The 17,354-nt window shown below is 68.5% G+C and carries 17 protein-coding genes; 3 read left to right on the top strand and 14 right to left on the bottom strand.

The window, feature by feature from the left end; all coding sequences use genetic code 11:
- Position 1 precedes the first annotated feature (1 nt).
- The 5 genes from ccsB to ABD134_RS11875 all read right to left on the bottom strand — a co-directional run bounded on the left by ccsB (position 2) and on the right by ABD134_RS11875 (position 5,257).
- Positions 2-1,108 (bottom strand): c-type cytochrome biogenesis protein CcsB, encoded by a 1,107-nt coding sequence (gene ccsB / locus ABD134_RS11895; RefSeq protein ID WP_344229716.1) that lies wholly within the window; start codon positions 1,106-1,108, stop codon positions 2-4.
- Positions 1,109-1,111: 3 nt separating this feature from the next.
- Positions 1,112-2,848 carry a cytochrome c biogenesis protein ResB gene (gene resB, locus ABD134_RS11890; protein WP_378108201.1) on the bottom strand — a complete coding sequence of 579 codons (1,737 nt, stop codon included), beginning with the start codon at positions 2,846-2,848 and terminating at the stop codon, positions 1,112-1,114.
- Positions 2,845-3,627, bottom strand: a complete 783-nt coding sequence (locus ABD134_RS11885) for a cytochrome c biogenesis CcdA family protein (RefSeq protein ID WP_344229714.1) — start codon at positions 3,625-3,627, stop codon at positions 2,845-2,847. Before ABD134_RS11885 ends, resB begins: the two co-directional genes overlap by 4 nt.
- Before the next feature lie 8 nt (positions 3,628-3,635).
- Positions 3,636-4,310: a TlpA family protein disulfide reductase gene (locus ABD134_RS11880; RefSeq protein WP_344229712.1), complete on the bottom strand. Its 675-nt coding sequence runs from the start codon at positions 4,308-4,310 to the stop codon at positions 3,636-3,638.
- Between the two features lie 278 nt (positions 4,311-4,588).
- Positions 4,589-5,257, bottom strand: coding sequence for a histidine phosphatase family protein (locus ABD134_RS11875; protein WP_344229710.1), 669 nt, complete (start codon positions 5,255-5,257; stop codon positions 4,589-4,591).
- 78 nt (positions 5,258-5,335) lie between these two features.
- Here ABD134_RS11875 and ABD134_RS11870 point away from each other — a divergent pair, with 78 nt between their 5' ends.
- Complete coding sequence (locus ABD134_RS11870; RefSeq protein ID WP_344229708.1) at positions 5,336-6,169, top strand: MATE family efflux transporter; 834 nt, start codon at positions 5,336-5,338, stop codon at positions 6,167-6,169.
- Between the two features lie 47 nt (positions 6,170-6,216).
- Here ABD134_RS11870 and ABD134_RS11865 read toward each other — a convergent pair whose 3' ends face one another.
- The 5 genes from ABD134_RS11865 to ABD134_RS11845 all read right to left on the bottom strand — a co-directional run bounded on the left by ABD134_RS11865 (position 6,217) and on the right by ABD134_RS11845 (position 9,144).
- Positions 6,217-6,927, bottom strand: coding sequence for a redox-sensing transcriptional repressor Rex (locus tag ABD134_RS11865; RefSeq protein ID WP_344229706.1), 711 nt, complete (start codon positions 6,925-6,927; stop codon positions 6,217-6,219).
- The gene (locus tag ABD134_RS11860) at positions 6,924-7,208 is read right to left on the bottom strand and encodes a glutaredoxin family protein (protein WP_378108306.1); all 285 of its coding nucleotides are present in this window, start codon (positions 7,206-7,208) and stop codon (positions 6,924-6,926) included. The genes ABD134_RS11865 and ABD134_RS11860 overlap by 4 nt, the downstream gene beginning before the upstream one ends.
- A 126-nt stretch (positions 7,209-7,334) precedes the next feature.
- Positions 7,335-7,433: a 30S ribosomal protein bS22 gene (locus ABD134_RS11855; RefSeq protein WP_009882927.1), complete on the bottom strand. Its 99-nt coding sequence runs from the start codon at positions 7,431-7,433 to the stop codon at positions 7,335-7,337.
- Between the two features lie 192 nt (positions 7,434-7,625).
- A complete protein-coding gene (locus ABD134_RS11850; RefSeq protein ID WP_245952212.1) occupies positions 7,626-7,817 on the bottom strand; it encodes a helix-turn-helix domain-containing protein in 192 nt (63 codons plus the stop codon).
- 190 nt (positions 7,818-8,007) lie between these two features.
- Complete coding sequence (locus tag ABD134_RS11845; RefSeq protein WP_344230882.1) at positions 8,008-9,144, bottom strand: acetoin utilization protein AcuC; 1,137 nt, start codon at positions 9,142-9,144, stop codon at positions 8,008-8,010.
- Positions 9,145-9,454: 310 nt separating this feature from the next.
- Here ABD134_RS11845 and ABD134_RS11840 point away from each other — a divergent pair, with 310 nt between their 5' ends.
- Both ABD134_RS11840 and ABD134_RS11835 read left to right on the top strand, forming a co-directional pair.
- On the top strand, positions 9,455-10,999 hold the full coding sequence (locus ABD134_RS11840; RefSeq protein ID WP_378108203.1) for a TrkH family potassium uptake protein: 1,545 nt from the start codon (positions 9,455-9,457) through the stop codon (positions 10,997-10,999).
- Positions 10,992-11,663 (top strand): potassium channel family protein, encoded by a 672-nt coding sequence (locus tag ABD134_RS11835; protein ID WP_344229701.1) that lies wholly within the window; start codon positions 10,992-10,994, stop codon positions 11,661-11,663. Before ABD134_RS11840 ends, ABD134_RS11835 begins: the two co-directional genes overlap by 8 nt.
- A 3-nt stretch (positions 11,664-11,666) precedes the next feature.
- Here ABD134_RS11835 and proC read toward each other — a convergent pair whose 3' ends face one another.
- From proC to topA, 4 genes are read right to left on the bottom strand one after another with little or no spacing between them, the layout of a single operon-like run.
- Positions 11,667-12,494: a pyrroline-5-carboxylate reductase gene (gene proC / locus ABD134_RS11830; RefSeq protein ID WP_344229699.1), complete on the bottom strand. Its 828-nt coding sequence runs from the start codon at positions 12,492-12,494 to the stop codon at positions 11,667-11,669.
- Entirely contained in the window at positions 12,491-13,324 is an 834-nt protein-coding gene (locus ABD134_RS11825) for a sugar phosphate isomerase/epimerase family protein (protein WP_344229697.1), read from the bottom strand. Before ABD134_RS11825 ends, proC begins: the two co-directional genes overlap by 4 nt.
- 7 nt (positions 13,325-13,331) lie before the next feature.
- Entirely contained in the window at positions 13,332-14,369 is a 1,038-nt protein-coding gene (locus ABD134_RS11820) for a Ppx/GppA family phosphatase (protein ID WP_344229695.1), read from the bottom strand.
- A gap of 21 nt (positions 14,370-14,390) precedes the next feature.
- Positions 14,391-17,243, bottom strand: a complete 2,853-nt coding sequence (topA, locus tag ABD134_RS11815; protein WP_344229693.1) for a type I DNA topoisomerase — start codon at positions 17,241-17,243, stop codon at positions 14,391-14,393.
- Positions 17,244-17,354: the final 111 nt, after the last annotated feature.

The following is a 17,354-nucleotide window of genomic DNA, read 5'->3' as shown; positions in this document are numbered from 1 at the left end:
ACTATTCCGGGATGCCGGCGTAGGAGTGCAGGCCCGGGAAGTACGTGTTGACGATGGTGAAGTTGAAGACCAGGCAGGCGAAGCCGATGATCGATAGCCAGGCGGCCCGGTCCCCGGTCCAGCCGCGGGTCGCCCGGGCATGCAGGTAGCCGGCGTAGACCACCCAGATGACGAAGGTCCACACCTCTTTGGTGTCCCAGCCCCAGTAGCGGCCCCAGGCGGCCTCAGCCCAGATGGCACCGGCGATCAGGGTGAAGGTCCACATCACGAAACCCACCGCGTTGATGCGGTAGGACCAGTTCTCGAGGCTGAAGGCGGACGGCACCAGACGCATGAACGCTGGCTTGCCCTCGCCCCCGGTCCTCAGTCGGGCCTCGCGGCGGTGCTGGAGCAGCTGCAGCACGCTCATCGCGCAGGTCAGGCCGAACAGAGCGGACGCGAGCACGGCCACGGAGACGTGGATGACGATCCACGGGGACTGCAGGGCCGGCTGCAGGTGGGCGATCGGGGTCGGGAAGCCCATGGTGGCCGCGCACATCATGACCACGACCAGTCCGGAGACGAAGGTGCCCAGGAAGCGCAGGTCCTTGCGGATGAGGAACAGCAGGTAGACCGCGGCGACCAGCAGCGCGCCGGTGGTGCAGAACTCGTACATGTTGCCCCACGGCACCCGGTAGGCGGCCACCCCGCGGGCGATCACGGCGAAGGCGTGCAGCAGCACGCCGATGACCATCAGGGCGACGGCCACATTGGCGGCCGGACGCCGGGTGGTTCCCAGGTACGCCATGTCATCGTCCACGAGGTTCTGATCGGTGTACTCGGCGCCGGTCTTCTTTCCCGTCCCGCCGCGACCCGTGACGGCCGCGGCGCTCGCCTCCTGGCCCACGACGCCGGCCCCCACCAGCTGCTCGCGGCGCTGCAGTGCCGCTGCGGGGGCGTCACCGGACGCGCCGGACTCGGCGGCCAGTTCGGCCTCGAGGGTGCGAATGGTCTTGGACGAGGTCGCCATGTCGATGGCGAACACGATGAAGGCCGCGGCGTAGACCAGCGCAGCGATCAGCATGAACAGGTCGCTGTAGCTGGCCAGCTGCAGATTGATGGACTGCATGGGTTACTCCGGTCGGTTCTCTGTGGCGCCGGTGGGCCCGGCGGTGGATGACGTTGTCTGACGATGGGTGATCGGGCCGGTCTCGCCGGGTTCGCCCTCCGGGGCGACCACGGGCCAGGCCTTCTCGAACTGGCGGCGCAGGGAGACGTTCTCCTCGCGCAGCCCGAAGTCCTCGCCGCGGGCGAGCAAGCCGTACTCCACCATGGTGGACCCGTCCGGGCCGGTAGCGCTACGGACCCACACGCGGCGGCGACGCACGAACAGGCTCACACCCAGGGACACCAGGGCCAGGACGGCGAAGAAGCCGACGCCCCACTTGCCCGGATCGTGGTGGATGTCCAGGCCGACGTAGCGCTGGACGCCGTCGAAGCTGATGGAGCCTTTGCCCTCCGGCAGATCGTAGGACTCCCCCGGGCTCAACGTGATGCCACCGGACTCGAGGTCCCGGTTGTTCAGCTCGGTGAGGTGGTCCGTGTCCAGCACGTACACGTTCTGTGACTCGCCGTCGTCCAGACCGAGGTCACCGTAGTACGAGTTCAGGTTCAGCTCGGGCTCGTACAGTTCCGGGTCGATCGAGACGGCCACGCCGTCCTCCCCGGTGTAGGCCGTCGGCAGGAAGAACCCGACGAAGCCCAGCTGTTCCGGCTGTGCATCCGGGGCCTTGATGACCATCAGCGAGGTGTAGAGCTGGTCCTGGACCTGCGCGACGACGGGTCCCTGGAACGCGATGTCCCCGTTGCCGTCCCGGACGGTGACCTCCGGTGCGTAGCCATTGCCGACGAGGTAGACGCGGGTGCCGCCGATGTCGAACGGGTGGTTGACCTTCAGATCCTGCTGCGTCGCCTCTCCGCCGGTCCCCTCCTGGACGGTCATGTGCGCGGTGAAATCCAGGGGCTGGCCATAGTGGGTCTCCGACTCGCGGTCGAACACCGCCTCGAATCCGTCGAGGGTCATCGAGAACGGCTCCAACCGGTCCTCGGAGAAGGCGCTGCCGGGGGTGAAGGAGTCATAGGCCACGAGGGTGTTGGCGAAGCCCTCCCCCTCCACGATGATCTTCTGCCCCGAGTAGCTCAGCAGACCGCCGACGGCCATGAAGGCCAGCACGCCGATGAGAGACAGGTGGAAGAAGATGTTGCCGATCTCTCGCACATAGCCGCGCTCGGCACCCACGGAAGCGCCGCCGTCGGGCTCCTCTCGGACGTCCGTGCGGTAGCCGCGTTTCTTCAGGATCCGCGTGGCCTGGGACACCGCGTCCCGCGGGGACGGACCGGTGGGCTCGAGGACCACCTTGCCGTACTCGGGCAGGCGGCTCAGCCGGCGTGGGGTCCGCGGCGGGGCGGAGCGCAAGTCCTTGGCGTGCTTCGCGGCGCGCGGCACCACGCAGCCGATCAGGGAGACGAACAGCAGGATGTAGATGGCGGAGAACCAGACGGACGAGTAGACGTCGAACATCTGGAAACGGTCCAGCCATTCGCCCTGGACGGGATGGTCCTCGAGGTACTGGTTGACGATCTCCGGACCGGCCGGGCGCTGGGGGAACAGGGATCCGGGCACGGCGGCCACGGCCAGCAGCAGCAGGAGCATCAGCGCGGTGCGCATGGAGGTCAACTGCCGCCAGGCGAAACGCAGTGACTCCTTGAAGCCCAGTGCGGGGACGGCCACGTCCTCGCGCTGACGGTTCGTCCGGCCTGACTGGGCCTCCTCGGCCCGGGCGGCCCGCACGTTGTCTTCTTGACTCAAATCGGCAGCCTCACTTCGTTGGCGAACCAGGTCTGCAACTGGACGACCCAGGAGTTCCACAGCCCGGACACCATCAGCGCGCCGAGCACGATCAGCAGCCCGCCGCCGAAGCGCATCACGGCCACCCGGTGCCTGCGGAAGAAGGCCATGGCACCCATGCCGCGGCGCAGGCCGAGGGCGATGAGCAGGAACGGCAGGCCCAGCCCCAGGCAGTAGATGAACGCCAGCAACGCGCCCTTAGCCGGATTGGTGGACCCGGCGGTGGACATGGCGAGGACGGCGGCCATGGTCGGGCCGATGCAGGGGGCCCAACCCAAGCCGAACGTCACACCGAGCACCGGGGCACCCCACAGCCCGGCCTTGGGCTGGACGTGCAGGCGGCGGTCCTGCTGCAACCGGTCGAGTCCGCCCATGAACACCACGCCCAGGACCATCACCACCACGCCGAGCACGCGGGTCAGCCATTCGCCGTCCCCCTGCAGCCAGATGGTGACCTGGGAGAACACGATCCCCACGAGCACGAACACCACGGAGAAACCCAGGACGAACAGCGCGATGCCGAGGAGCATCCGTCCCCGCTTCTGATCCTGCAGATCCGCCCCGGTCAGTCCGGTCACATATCCCAGGTAGCCCGGTACGAGCGGCAGCACACACGGCGAGAGGAAGGAGACGAGACCGGCCAGCAGCGCGATGGGCATGGCCAACAGCATCGAGCCGTCCATGACGATCTCGGCGAAGGGATTGTTGACAGTGGCGGTGGCGATGGGGGCCTGCAGCATCGGGCGGCTCAGGCCTGCTCGTCGGCAGGATCGGCCGGTTCATCGACAATGGTGGCGATCAGCGTCTTGAGGGTGGACCGCTCCGCGACCCCGAGGATGCGGGCCGAGACACGGCCCTGGCGATCCAGGACGATCGTGGTGGGTACGGCCTGCGGCGGCACATAGTCCGTCATGGCCAGCAGCACCTGGCCGCCGCGGTCCTCCAGGGAGGGGTAGGTGATCCCGAAGTTCCGCTCGAAGGCTTCTGCGGTGCCAGCGGTGTCCCGCACGTTCACGCCTACGAACCGCACACCCTGCGGCTCCCACTCCTCGTGCAGGGACTGCAGGTCCGGGGCCTCCACGCGGCACGGGGCACACGCCGCATACCAGAAGTTCAGCACCACGGGTTCCCCGAGCCAGTCCGCAGAACTGACGGATTCACCGGAGAAGGCAGTGGATGTGAACTGCACGGGTTCGCCGCGGTCCTCGGCGGCGACCTCCAGAACGGATCCGTCACCGGCGATGTAGTTCTTGCCGTCGGCGTTCCCGGCCTGGGCGGCCAGCGGGTCCTCGGTGGAGCAGGCCGCCAGCAGCGGCAATGCTGCCAACCCGGCAAGTCCGGCCAGCACGTTCCGCCGGCTTGGGCCGGTCGCGGATCGGGGACCGGAGCCGTGGGCTGGTCGGTGCTGATGTGGAACGGTCATGGCAGCTCGGATACTCCAGTGGGGATTGGGCGTCCGTTGGATTCTACCGCCTGTAGTAGACCCGGGCGGAATCCGCCGGGACGAACGGTGATTTCGCTTCTGCCACATCCACATCCACGTTCTGCCACATCCACGAGACCTTGCCCGTTGAGGTCCCCAGGGGGCGATGTCCTCTCGATGTGGCAGATCGCTTCACTGGCCGGGACAGCCGGGCCGGCCGGGGTGGCGTGCGTGGCTGGGTTGGCTGGTGGCTCGGGGGCGCGGTGGTGTGGAGCGCGTCAGGCGCCCGGCAGGCTGGAGGCCTGGGCCAGCAGCGCGGCATTGGGCTCCCGGTACTCCACCCGCGGGGCGGACTGTCCCCGTTCGAAGTGCAGGGAGGTGACGGAGGTCAGGGTGCACTCACGCTGCCGGGGGTCATGCCACAGCGGCCTGCCCTCGGCCGAGAGCCGGGTGACCCAGATGGGCAGCTGGTGCGAGACGACGATCGCCTCGGCGCCCTCTCCCCCGAGTTCCACGGCCCGGTCACGCAGCTCAAGGATGCCCTCGCTCATCCGGCTCACCTGGGATCGGTACGGCTCACCCCAGGAGGGGCGCAGCGGATTGAGCAGGAAGGGCCAGTGGCGAGGCTTCCAGAGCTGCCTGGCCACCCGAGACCCGCCCTCGAAGTGGTTCGTGGCCTCGATGAACCGGTCATCGATGCCAGACTCCAGGGACAGGGCCTGGGCGATGGGGGCCGCTGTCTCCCGGGCGCGCTGCAGCGATGAGGAGACGAGCAGGGCCGGCGTCCGACCGGAGGCCCGAGCCTCACCGGCGAACCAGTCGCCGATGTCCGCCGCCATCCGGTGTCCGAGTTCCGAGAGGTGGTAACCGGGGATACGACCGTAGAGGACCCTGTCCGGGTTGTGGACTTCTCCATGGCGGACAAGGTGCACAGTCGCAGAAGGCATGGGTCCATACTGTCAGAATCGGGCGATAGCGTTGACCCAAGACCATTCGACCCGAGAGTCCCGCAGGAAGGGCCCGCCATGAACGAGCAACATCCCGAACACCCCGAGCAGCCTGACGAGCCCCAGAAGCCGGGCCAGCCCCGGGACGATCGTCCCCAGTACGGCATCCGCCTGACTCCGGAGCAGCAGGCCGAGCACCAGGCCCAGCTGAGCCAGGCCCAGCAGGAGCGGCAGGAGCGGCAGGCACAGCAAGGACAGCAACCGGCCCCGCCCTATGGCCAGCCGCCGCAGGGCCAGTCTCCGTATGGTCAACCTCCTCAGGGGCAAACACCTCAGGGGCAGAACGCCTACGGCCAGGCTCCCTACGGACAGCCCCCGAACGGCTACTCCCCCTACGGGCAGCCCTCGGTCAACCAACCGGGCCCGGAGTACGGCTACCCGGGCCAGGGCGTTCCGCAGCAGCTCGGTCCGATCACCAGGCCGAGCACGATCGACCGGTCCTACTGGCTGATCCTCGCGGCCGGCCTCGCGTTCCTGGTCATCGAGCTCTTCTCCCTGTTCTCACCCAACATGGGACTGACCCCGGAGATGCTGGACCTCTACCAGGAACAGATGGATGCGGCTGGTCTGTCGATCGAGATGGGGTCGTTCCTGGAGTCGGTGCGCATCTTCGCCGTGGTGTTCACGGCGCTCCTGGTGGTGCTGTACTGGCTGATCGCCACCGGCATCCGGCGCGGTTCCAACGTGGCCCGGATCTTCGGCACGATCTTCGCCGTGCTCTCCCTGACCTCCGCCTTCGGCCCCGGCCTCATCTACGTGGCCCTGGGCGTTGCCGGCATCGTCTTCGCCTACCTGCGCCCCTCCAGCGAGTATCTCCGCGCCAAGGCGTGGGAGAAGGCCATGCGCCGCTAGTCCTCGCGCACGTCCCGGTTACCCCTCCCAACTGGCAACTGGCGCCGCTACTGCCGCAACTCGGCCTGGTGGAAGGCCAGGATCTGCAGTTCGGTGGACAGGTCCACGGCACGCACCGTCACCCCGCGGGGCACCACCAGGTCCACGGGGGCGAAGTTCAGCAATCCCCGGATTCCCGCCGCCACCAGGCGGTCGGCCACGGACTGCGCGACGCCGGCCGGGACCGCCATGATCGCCAGCCTCGCCTCGGACTCGGCGACGCTTCCCTCCAACTCCTCCAGCGGGCGGACCACCACGGAACCGCGCCGTTGCCCGGCCAGGCCGGGGTCGGCATCGAGCACGGCGCACACGCGCATTCCCCGCTCCCCGAAGCCGGTATAGCCGGCGAGGGCCGAGCCGAGATGCCCGGCACCCACTAAGACCACGGGTTGGTCCTCCACCAGGCCCAGGGCGCGGCTGATGGCTTGTTGGAGCGCTGCCACGGGATAGCCGACCCCGCGGCGGCCCAACTGGCCCAGGCTGGACAGATCCCGGCGCAACACCGCCGGGCTGACGCCGGTATGCCGGGCCAGGTCGGTGGAGGACACCCGGACGGTCCCGGCCCGGGCCAATGCGGCCAGAGCGCGCAGGTAGCCGGGCAACCGGGACACGGTGGGCCGGGACAGACCGGAGCCCGGCCCCCGGCCGTGACCGGTGCCGTGACCGCTGCCGTGACTTGAGCCGTGACCGCCACCGTCGGCGGTTCCGTCCCCACTCATGGCCGGTCCGCGGTCAGCATCCGCTCCAGGCGGGCCGGGTCGATGCGCCAGAAGTCCCGCTGCACGCCGTCCACCATCAGGACGGGGATCTCCTCGGCATGCCGCTCGGCAAGATCCGGACGCCTGGCGATGTCCACGGCCTTCCAGTCCACCCCGAGCCGCCCACAGACCTCGTCCACCACGGCCAGGGCGTCCTCGCACAGGTGACAGCCGTCCTTGACGAGGAGTTCGACGGCGGGGACGGGACTGGGGAAGGAAGGGGGTGGCGGCGGGGGCTGCATGTCAGTCATCGGCTCCATCGTAGGCCCGGCGGAGGGTCAACGGCTCCGAGCGGCTTAAACAGCTCCGGGGCCGTCCTGCCTTGCGGCGGGACGGCCCCGGATGCAGCGAACCTCGCGGCGACGCGCCTACTTCTTATTGCGGCGCTGGTGACGAGTCTTGCGCAGCTGCTTGCGGTGCTTCTTCTTGGACATCCGCTTGCGGCGCTTCTTGATCACTGAACCCATAGGGAAACCTCTTGTGTGGTTGGTGAATCCGCAACAGACGCCTGTTGAAGATCCGTACATCTTTGGTCAAAAACGTTCCCTAACACCTTACCCTGCACTCGGGCGTGACAACGAACTGGGAACATCGGCCGGCATCAGCCCGGCCAATATGCCGGCACAGGGGCCGGCAGACATCAGGTGTGTCAGGCGAGGTCAGGCACTGCGGCCATCCGTCCCGGTCGCCCGGTGGTCCGTGGCACCGGTCTGCAGGATCTGCTCGACGGCGGACTCCGGCACCCGGTAGGAACGGCCGAAACGCACAGCGGGGAGCTCGCCGGCATGGATCATCCGGTAGACGGTCATACGGGACACGCGCATCATCTCAGCCACTTCAGTGACCGTCATGAAGCGCGTGTCGGCGAAGTTACCGGCATCAACCACTTGCGTTCCCCATTTCCACTGCCTTGCTTCGAACTGTCTCGATCTGGCGGCACAGTACAACTGCCGGGCCAGGCGTGGCATTCTCAGACATCCTATCGAGCACACGGTGCACTCGTGTCACCACAGGCCCACCTACAGAGCATACAACGGCGTGTCAGTCGAACCAGGGATCCAGCCCATGATAGGGGAAGATCTCCTTCCGCGTCGCCATGATGGTCTGGTCCACGGGATCGGAGGGATCGTAACCGACCTCCCAGGAGCGCCACCAGACATCTACTCCGTCTGACATGGTGTCCGGGATCCCCGCCATCTCCTCGCCCGGCCCCAGCCCGGCGGCCTGTGCGGCGTAGTCGCGCCATGCCTGCGGGATGACGGTGCTGGTCCGCAGAGGCTGTCCGGTGGCCGCAGCCACCAGATGCGTCCAGGTTCGCGGGACCACGGAGAAGGGGCTGTAACCACCGCCCCCGGTGGCCAGCCATCGGTCCCCGGCGAAGTCACGGGCCCAATCGGAGGCGTCCAGAGCCAATTGTCGTTGACCCTCCACGGACATCCGCAGATTCGTCAGGGGGTCCCCGCCGTGACCGTCGCAACCATGCTGGGTGACCAGCACCTGCGGGCCGAAGGCCCGGAGCAGCTGCGGGACCACGGCGTGCGTGGCCCGCAGGTAGCCCGCGTCACCAGTACCCGGTGGGAGCGCCACATTGACGGCGTATCCGAGTGACTCAGGCCCCCCGGAGTCGTTCGCAAAGCCGCTCCCCGGGAACAGGGAGATGCCGGTCTCGTGGACGGAGACGGTCAGCACGCGCGGGTCGTTCCAGAAGATGGACTCGACGCCGTCCCCGTGGTGGGCGTCCAGGTCCACGTACGCGACTCGCTCGGCACCCCGGTCGAGCAGCCGCTGGATGGCCGCGGCGCAGTCGTTGTAGATACAGAATCCGCTCGCCTTGCCTCGGCCGGCGTGGTGGAGCCCCCCAGCGAAGTTCACGGCGTGCCGGACCTCCCCCGCCCAGATGGCCTCGGCCGCCGCCACGGAGCCGCCCAGGATCCGGGCTGAGGCCTCGTGGATGTGCGGGAACACCGGATTGTCGTCAGTTCCCAGCCCCCGCTCCAGGTCTTCGTCCACTGCGCCCGTGCTGACGGCACGGACAGCACGGATGTACTCGGGGTCATGGACTGAGGCCAAGACCTCGTCAGGGGCCACCTCGGGCTTGATGAGGCGCACCCCGGGTCGGTCGAACAGGCCGAAGTCCTGGGACAGCCGGTGGGTCAGGTCGAGGCGCACCGGGGCCATGGGATGGGCGGTGCTGAACTTGTAGCGCAACAGCGACTCGTCCCAGACGACGGCCGTCGCCGCCGAGGGGCCGCCGGCAGGGTCGGGGACGGGTGCCGCCCTGGGTGCGGAACTGGACACCGCGCTCAGTTCGGGACCAGAAACGGTGCCGGTCGCGTCGTTGGGTGTGTTGGTCATCACCACACAGACTATGCTTCCGGCGTCACCACTGGCAGGTGATGACGTCATGGGCCGATTCCCGCGCCGGATGGTGGATGATGGGATCGTTCGTGACTTGGGGCGGAACGGAAAGGGACGTGATCACCGGCGCATGACCCGGCACCAGCGCATCCCCCGTCCCCGCTCCCTGCCCCGGTTCCAGGCCCGCCGAAGGACCGCGGGCCGGATCCCGACGCCGTCGGGCGGACGCCCGCCCCGCCCGCCCTCCGCTCTGAGCAGGGCCCTGTCCTCCCGGGTCGGCCCCCCGGCCGGCGGTCCGGACCGGTCCGGACTCCGCGAGATGCTCGAGCGCCTGCGGCTGTTCGTCTCCACGGTGGCCGGAGCGTCACCGGCACGAGCCGCACTGCTGGCCTTTGCCGTCGTCATCCTGGTGTTCACCGCTCTGCTGTCCCTGCCCTTCGCCTCGAAGACGGGGCGCTTCACGGCCTTCCACGACGCCCTGTTCGTGGCGACCTCCGCGGTCTCCGTCACGGGGTTGACGCCGGTGAACACGGCGGAGCACTGGAGCTTCGCCGGACAGCTGGTCATCCTCGTGGCCATGCAGATCGGCGGACTGGGAATCCTCTCCATGGCCGCGCTGCTGACACTGGCCGTGTCCAAACGCCTGGGCGTGCGGTCCAAGCTGATCACGCAGGAGGGTATGACCACCGGCAGGATCGGGGAGGTTGGGGCCTTGTTGCGCGTGGTGGTCGGCACCACGTTCTTCTTCGAGGCGGTCCTGGCGGTGGTGCTCGTACCCCGGTTCATGGTGCACACCGACTCGTGGGGTGAAGGCCTGTGGAATGGGATCTTCTACTCGGTCTCAGCGTTCAACAACGCCGGCTTCACCCTCCACGCGGACGGGCTGGAATCGTTCATGCACGACCCGTGGATCATCTGGACCCTCATGGCCGGGGTCTTTGCCGGCGCCCTGGGCTTCCCGGTGGTCATGGTGCTGATGCAGCAGCGCTGGCGGTGGTCCCGGTGGAACCTGCACACCAAGTTGACCGTCACCACCACCACCACCCTGGTGCTTGGCGGGGCCTTGCTGATCGGGATCTTCGAGTGGTCCAACCAGGCCACACTCGGCCAGTTCGGCGTGGCCGAGCGCCTCCAGTACTCGCTGTTCGGCTCGGTGATGTCCCGGTCCGGGGGCTTCGCCGTCTATGACATCAACGAGCAGTCGCCCGAGACCCTGCTGCTGACGGACGCCCTCATGTTCGTGGGCGGCGGCTCGGCGTCCACGGCCGGCGGCATCAAAGTCACCACCCTGGCGGTGATGTTCCTGGCCATCGTGGCCGAGGCCCGCGGCGACCGGGAGGTCACCGCCCACGGTCGCACCATCACCCCGGGATCAGTCCGTGTAGCCATCTCCGTCCTCGCCCTGGGCGCCACCCTCATTCTGGTCGGCACCATGGCCCTGGTGGCCATCAGCGGCGAGTCCCTGCAGCGCCCGCTGTTCGAGGTGCTCAGCGCGTTCGGCACTTGCGGATTGACGACAGGACTGACGGCCGAGCTTCCGCCGGCAGGCAAGTACGTGCTGACGGTCCTGATGTTCGCCGGCCGTGTTGGTACGATCACCTTCGCGTCCGCGCTGGCCCTGCGTCAGCGCCGCATCCTGTTCCGGTACCCCGAGGAAAGGCCGATCATTGGCTGAGAACCGTCCGGATCCGCACGCCCCGGTGCTGCTGATCGGTCTGGGCCGCTTCGGCGCCGCCGTCGGCGAGCAGTTGGTGGCCCAGGGCCGCGAGGTCATGGCGATCGAGCGTGACGCGGCCCTGGTGCAGAAATGGGCCGGTACGCTGACCCACGTGGTGGAGGCCGACGCCACCGACCTCCAGGCATTGCGTCAGCTCGGCGCCCAGGAGTTCGCCACCGCCGTGGTGGGCGTGGGCACCTCGATCGAGTCCTCCGTGCTCATCACGGTGAACCTGGTTGACCTGGGCGTCGAGCACATCTGGGTCAAGGCCATCACCCCGGCCCACGGCAAGATCCTGCGCCGGATCGGAGCGCACCATGTGATCTTCCCGGAGCACGATGCCGGCGTCCGGGCCGCCCACCTGGTGGGCGGGCGCATGCTGGACTTCATCGAGTTCGACGACGATTTCGCGATCGTCAAGATGTACCCGCCGGCGGAGGCCGTGGGCTTCACCCTGGCTGAGTCGGATATCCGCGCGAAGTACGGCGTGACGATCGTGGGTGTGAAGACGCCGGGCGAGGACTTCACCTACGCGCAACCGGACACCAAGGTCGGGCCGCGGGACACCCTCATCGTCTCCGGGCACACGGATCTGCTGGAGCGCTTCGCCTCCCGCCCCTGAGACTCAGGACCCGTATTCGCGGCTCATGGCCTGACCGCGGGCGGCGGAGGCCCGCATCCCCTGGGCGATCAGGTCGGCGAGTCCGGAGTCCAAGAACGAGTTGATCGCGGCCTCCGTGGTGCCGTGGGGGCTGGTCACCGCCCGGCGCAGCGCCGCGGGGTCCACCTCCGGCTCGGCGAGCATCCGGCCGGCCCCGGCGACGGTGGCGCGAGCCAGGTGCTTGGCCAGCTCCTCGTCCAGGCCCATGTCCGCTCCCCCGGCGGCCATCAGCTCGGCCAGCAGGAAGGCGTAGGCGGGCCCGGACCCGGAGACGGCGGCCACGGCGTCGAGCTGGGACTCCTCGACCTGGTACACCGAACCGGAGCCGCGGAAGAGCCCGGCGGCCAGGTCCACGTGGTGCTCGGTCGCTGCGGTCCCGCCGGCCAGCCCGACCACACCCATGCCCACCGTAAGGGGCGTGTTCGGCATGGTCCGCACCACCGGCTGCCCCGCGGCCAGGTTCGCCTCCATGGCCGCCAGCGGGATCCCGGCGGCCACGGAGACCACCACGGTCCCGGGGCGCAAAGCCCCCGAGATCTCCCGGCACAGGGCGAGGATGTCCTTCGGTTTGACCCCCAGGACCACGATGTCGGCCCCGGCGGCCGCGGTGCGGTTCGCCTCGGGATCGGACTCGGTGGCGGCCACGGTGACCCCGTAGCGCTCCTGGTTCTCCTGGGCCCGCTCGGCGGAGTGGCCGGTCGCGGACACCGAGGCGGCGTCCGTTCCGGCGGCGAGCATTCCAGCCAGGATGGCGCCGTTCATGTTCCCGAGTCCGAGCAGGGAGATGTTCATGGAAGGGGGGACCTTTCAACGGTGTCTTGATCTTCTGGATCTCGGCCGGAGGCGGAGCGGGCCGCCCCGGCGGCGAGGTGGTGGCGGGCGAACTCGAGCGAGTAGATGAGCATCTCCTCGCGCTCCCCGGCGTACTTCGTCTTGCGGGTGCCGACCTCCACGCACACGGCGCCGTCCCAGCCGGTTGCCCCGAGGTACTCGATGCACTCGGCCACGGGCTGATCCCCGTCACCGGGGAGCATGTGCTCGTCCTTGCCGTTGGCGGTGCCGTCCGTGAGGTGGACATGGCGTAGCCTTTCGCCGAGGGAGCGGATCGCGTCGAGCGAGTTCTCCTGGGCGATGGCGGCGTGGGAGAAGTCCCAGATGACGTAGTCGTAGTCCTCCGGCACCGGGTCCCAGTGCGGCAGGTACATCTTGGCCTCGCGTCCACCGGCCCGCCACGGGTACATGTTCTCCACACAGATCAGCACGCCGGTGGCGTCCATGATCTCCCGGATGCCCTCGGCGAAGCCGGAGGCGTAGTTGCCCTGCCACCGGAACGGCGGGTGGGCCACCACCACCTCGGCTCCGACCTCACGGGCGAGGTCCGCGCTCTTGGCCAGTTTGTTCCAGGCCGAACCCCACACCTGCTGGGTGAACAGCAGCGTCGGCGCGTGGATCGAGTGGATCGGCATGCCGTGCTTCTCTGACAGCCGGTTCAGCTTCACGGGGTCCTGGGACCACGCGTTGTGCGTGACCATGACCTCCACCCCGTCGTAGCCGAGGTCCTCGGCCATCGCGAACACGTCCTGCGTGCCCAGCGGGAACACGGAGGACGAGGATAGGGTCACCGGGATCTCAGCCGGTCCAGTCACTGGTCACCCCCACGGAGAAGCCGGGCAGCATCGGGTCCGGGTTGAGGTAGACGTTCCCGACGCCCGGGGTGGTCTCCCGTCCCAGGATGCCCTCCTGGATCAGGGCGTCCAGCCGGCGCATGATCAGTCCCTCGCGCAGGGCCCAGGGGCAGATCTCCACCTGGGTGACGCCGAACGCGTCCATCGCGGCCTCCGCCACCATGCCGCCGGCGAGCATCTGGGCCGCCCGTACCTCGGATACACCGGGCAACCCGGCCCGGTCCCTGGCTGTCATCGCGGCCATCCGGTTGACCCACAGGGTGAGGTCCTCCCGCCGCAGGTGTCGTTTGACGAACGGTCCGGCGGCCAAGGGAGCGGCGCCGGTGATGCGGGCGAGGGAACGGAAGGTCTTCGAGGTGCCGGTCACCAGCACGGGCGCCGTCAGCAACGGGAATCCCTCGGCCGCCTCGGCGATCACAGCCTTGATGTGTTTGCGCAGTTTCTTGGTGGACTTCGGCGTGGGCGGGTCCGCGGGCAGCCAGTCCCGGGTCAACCGGCCGGCGCCCAGCGGGATGGACACGGCGTAGCTGGGGAGCTCATCCGTGCCGTAGGCGATCTCGAAGGATCCGCCACCGATGTCGAAGTTCAGGATCGAACCGACGTCCCAGCCCTGCCAGCGGCGCACCGCGAAGTACGTCATCGCGGCCTCCTGGTCGCCGGAGAGCTCGGTGAGGTGCACCGAGGTCTCCCGGGTGACCCGATCCAGCACCGCCGCGCCGTTGCCGGACTCCCGGATGGCGGAGGTGCAGAACGCGATCATGTCCTCGGCACCGTTCGCCACCGCGAAGGCGACCGCCTCCCGGATGAAGGTCACCAGCGCATCCTGGCCGGAGTCCTTGATACGTCCGCCCTCGTCCTGGTGGTCGAGCAGGGACAGGGACCGTTTGTGGTCGGCGAACGCCGAGGGACGCGCGCCGGGATGCGCATCCACCAGCAACAGGTGGACGGTGTTCGACCCGATGTCCAGCACACCCAGGCGCATGGTGTCTGCCTTCTTCTTCCGCTACTTCTTGGACGACTTGGCGGCACCGGACGTGGACTTCGAGCGCGCCGCCGGCTTGCGGGCCGGCTTCTTCGCCGGCCCCTTGGCACGCTTGTCCGCCAGCAGCCCATAGGCCTGCTCGGCCGTCAGGGCCTCCGGGTCCATGTCCCGCGGCACGGTGATGTTCGTCTCCCCGTCCGTGACGTAGGGACCGAAGCGCCCATCCTTGACCACCACCTTCTTGCCCGACGTCGGATCCTCACCGAATTCGGCCAGCGGCGGCTTCGCTGCCCCGCGCCCGCGCTGCTTGGGTTGGGCGTAGATGGCCAGGGCCTCCTCCAGCGTGATGGTGAAGATTTGCTCCTCGGACTCGAGGGACCGCGAGTCCGAGCCCTTCTTCAGGTACGGACCGAAGCGGCCGTTCTGAACGGTGATGTCCACGCCTTCAGCGTCCTGGCCGAGCACTCGGGGCAGGCTCATCAGCTTCAGGGCGTCCTCGAGGGTGACGGTCTCGATGGACATCGACTTGAACAGGGAGCCGGTGCGCGGCTTCTCCTTGGCCGGCTTCTTCTTCGGCTTGGGCTTGCCGTTCTTGTAGTACTCGGTGGGCTGGGCCTCCATCCAGGCCGCCAGCTCCTCCTCGTTCATCTCGTGGATGACCTCGGTCACGTAGGGACCGAAGCGGCCGTCCCGGGCCATGATGATGCGCCCGGTCTCCGGGTCGGTCCCGAGTTCGCGCTCGGACGGACCGGCGGTCGCGAAGAGCTCCTCGGCTTTCTCCGCGGTCAGCTCGTCCGGTGGCAGGTCCTCGGGGACGTTGGCGCGTTCGGGGTCGGTGCCCTCCGGGGAGCCCTCCGGGATGTCCTTCTCCAGGTAGGGACCGAACTTGCCCACGCGCAGCGTGATTCCCTCGGCCACCGGGATGGAGTTCACGGCACGGGCATCGATGTCACCGAGGTTGTCCACCACGGCCTTGAGGCCTTCGGCAGTGGACTCGGCACCGAAGTAGAAGTGCTGCAGCCACGCCTCACGCTGGACCTCGCCGGCGGCGATCCGGTCCAGGTCGTCCTCCATACGGGCGGTGAAGTCGTAGTCGACGTACTTGCCGAAGTGCTCCTCGAGCAGCCGTATCACGCTGAAGGCCGTCCAGGATGGGACCAGGGCACTGCCGCGCTTGGTGACATACCCGCGGTCCATGATGGTGGAGATGGTCGGGGCGAAGGTCGAGGGGCGGCCGATCTCCCGCTTCTCCAGCTCGGCCACGATCGAGGCTTCCGTGTACCGCGGCGGCGGGGACGTCTCATGGCCGGAGGCGATGACGTCCGTCCCGGTGAGGGACTCCCCCGAGGCCACCTCGGGCAGGCGCTTGTCCTTGCTGTCCGAGCCGCCAGTGCCCCCTGGGGAACCGGAGGCGCCCTCGGCGGGTTCGGAGCCGGCGTCGCGCCCCTCCTCGTAGGCGGCGAGGAAACCGGGGAAGGTGATGACGGTGCCCGAGGCGCTGAAGCCGGCGAGCCGGCCGGCCATCTCGGCGGAGGAAGGGGTCTCGAGCGCGGTACCGCTGAGCCTGATGGTGGCGGTGTAACCCTTGGCGTCGGCCATCTGGGAGGCGATGGTGCGCTTCCAGATCAGCTCATAGAGGCGGAACTCTTCGCCCCGAAGGGCACCGGAGACCTGCCCGGGGGTGCGGAAGGAGTCACCGGCGGGGCGGATGGCCTCGTGGGCCTCCTGCGCCGAGTCGTTCTTCGCCTTGTAGATCCGCTTGGCCTGCGGGATGGAGTCCGGTCCGTAGAGCTCGGTGGCCTGCCGGCGCGCCGCCATGATGGCCTCGTCCGAGAGCATCACCGAGTCGGTACGCATATAGGTGATGTATCCGTTCTCGTACAGCCGCTGCGCCACCTGCATGGTCACGCGTGAGGAGAACCGCAGCTTGCGCGAGGCGTCCTGCTGGAGCGTGGAGGTCGTGAACGGGGCGGCCGGCCGGCGCGTGTAGGGCTTGTCCTCGACCGAGTCCACGGTGAAGGTGGCTCCCTGCAGGCCCGCGGCCAGGGCGGTGGCCGTGGCCTCGGTGAGGGTGGCGACCTTGCCGGCGGCGGACTTCTTGAGCTGGCCCCGGTCATCGAAGTCCCGTCCGGTGGCCACACGCTGGCCGTCCACCGAGTTCAGGCGCGCGGTGAAGGACTCGCCGGAGCCCTTGCCCTCGTTGGCGGTGAAGGTACCGTCCAGGTCCCAGTACGACGCCGGCACGAACGCCATGCGCTCGCGCTCGCGTTCGACGACCAGACGCGTGGCGACGGACTGCACACGGCCCGCGGACAGGCCCTGACGGACCTTGCGCCACAGCACCGGGGAGATCTCGTAGCCGAAGAGCCGGTCGAGGATGCGCCGGGTCTCCTGGGCGTCCACCAGGTCCGCGTCGATCTCGCGGACGTTCTCGAGACCGCGGGTGATGCCCTCCTTGGTGATCTCGGTGAACGCCATCCGGTACACGGGGACCTTCGGCTTGAGCTCCTGCAGCAGGTGCCATGCGATCGCCTCGCCCTCGCGGTCGGCGTCCGTGGCGAGGTAGAGGGCGGAGGCGTCCTTGAGCAGCCGCTTGAGGTCGGCGACGCGCTTCCGCTTGTCCGGGTAGACCACGTAATACGGATCGAAGCCGTTGGCAGTGTCCACGGCGAACTTGCCGTAGGGGCCCTTCTTCATGTCCGCGGGCAGGTCCGACGGCTGCGGAAGATCCCGGATATGACCCGCCGATGCGTCCACCACCCACCCTTCGCCGAGGTACTTGGCGATGGACTTGGACTTGGCGGGGGACTCCACGATGACCAATTTCGTTCCGTCACCGGAGGAGGTGGTCTTCTTGGACGTCTTCTCAGACACTCGGGCTCCTTTTCGTCGCCGGGCGGGGACAGGTCCGCCGGGCCCGGCTGGCCCAGTGGATGGCCGCCTGTGACTTCCAGGCGGACCGCCCGGTGCCCTACTAATGTAACG

The sequence above is a fragment of the Citricoccus alkalitolerans genome, from assembly GCF_039528175.1.
GTDB lineage: Bacteria > Actinomycetota > Actinomycetes > Actinomycetales > Micrococcaceae > Citricoccus > Citricoccus alkalitolerans.
This window is presented reverse-complemented; position numbering and strand designations above follow the sequence as displayed.

What these genes read in the sequence shown, in the direction of transcription:
- ccsB (WP_344229716.1), bottom strand. Translation starts at nt 1,108, where the DNA reads ATGCAGTCCATCAATCTGCAGCTGGCCAGCTACAGCGACCTGTTCATG.
- ABD134_RS11885 (WP_344229714.1), bottom strand. Translation starts at nt 3,627, where the DNA reads ATGCTGCAGGCCCCCATCGCCACCGCCACTGTCAACAATCCCTTCGCC.
- ABD134_RS11880 (WP_344229712.1), bottom strand. Translation starts at nt 4,310, where the DNA reads ATGACCGTTCCACATCAGCACCGACCAGCCCACGGCTCCGGTCCCCGA.
- ABD134_RS11875 (WP_344229710.1), bottom strand. Translation starts at nt 5,257, where the DNA reads ATGCCTTCTGCGACTGTGCACCTTGTCCGCCATGGAGAAGTCCACAAC.
- ABD134_RS11870 (WP_344229708.1), top strand. Translation starts at nt 5,336, where the DNA reads ATGAACGAGCAACATCCCGAACACCCCGAGCAGCCTGACGAGCCCCAG.
- ABD134_RS11865 (WP_344229706.1), bottom strand. Translation starts at nt 6,927, where the DNA reads ATGAGTGGGGACGGAACCGCCGACGGTGGCGGTCACGGCTCAAGTCAC.
- ABD134_RS11860 (WP_378108306.1), bottom strand. Translation starts at nt 7,208, where the DNA reads ATGCAGCCCCCGCCGCCACCCCCTTCCTTCCCCAGTCCCGTCCCCGCC.
- ABD134_RS11855 (WP_009882927.1), bottom strand. Translation starts at nt 7,433, where the DNA reads ATGGGTTCAGTGATCAAGAAGCGCCGCAAGCGGATGTCCAAGAAGAAG.
- ABD134_RS11850 (WP_245952212.1), bottom strand. Translation starts at nt 7,817, where the DNA reads ATGACGGTCACTGAAGTGGCTGAGATGATGCGCGTGTCCCGTATGACC.
- ABD134_RS11845 (WP_344230882.1), bottom strand. Translation starts at nt 9,144, where the DNA reads ATGGCCCCGGTGCGCCTCGACCTGACCCACCGGCTGTCCCAGGACTTC.
- ABD134_RS11840 (WP_378108203.1), top strand. Translation starts at nt 9,455, where the DNA reads ATGACCCGGCACCAGCGCATCCCCCGTCCCCGCTCCCTGCCCCGGTTC.
- proC (WP_344229699.1), bottom strand. Translation starts at nt 12,494, where the DNA reads ATGAACATCTCCCTGCTCGGACTCGGGAACATGAACGGCGCCATCCTG.
- ABD134_RS11820 (WP_344229695.1), bottom strand. Translation starts at nt 14,369, where the DNA reads ATGCGCCTGGGTGTGCTGGACATCGGGTCGAACACCGTCCACCTGTTG.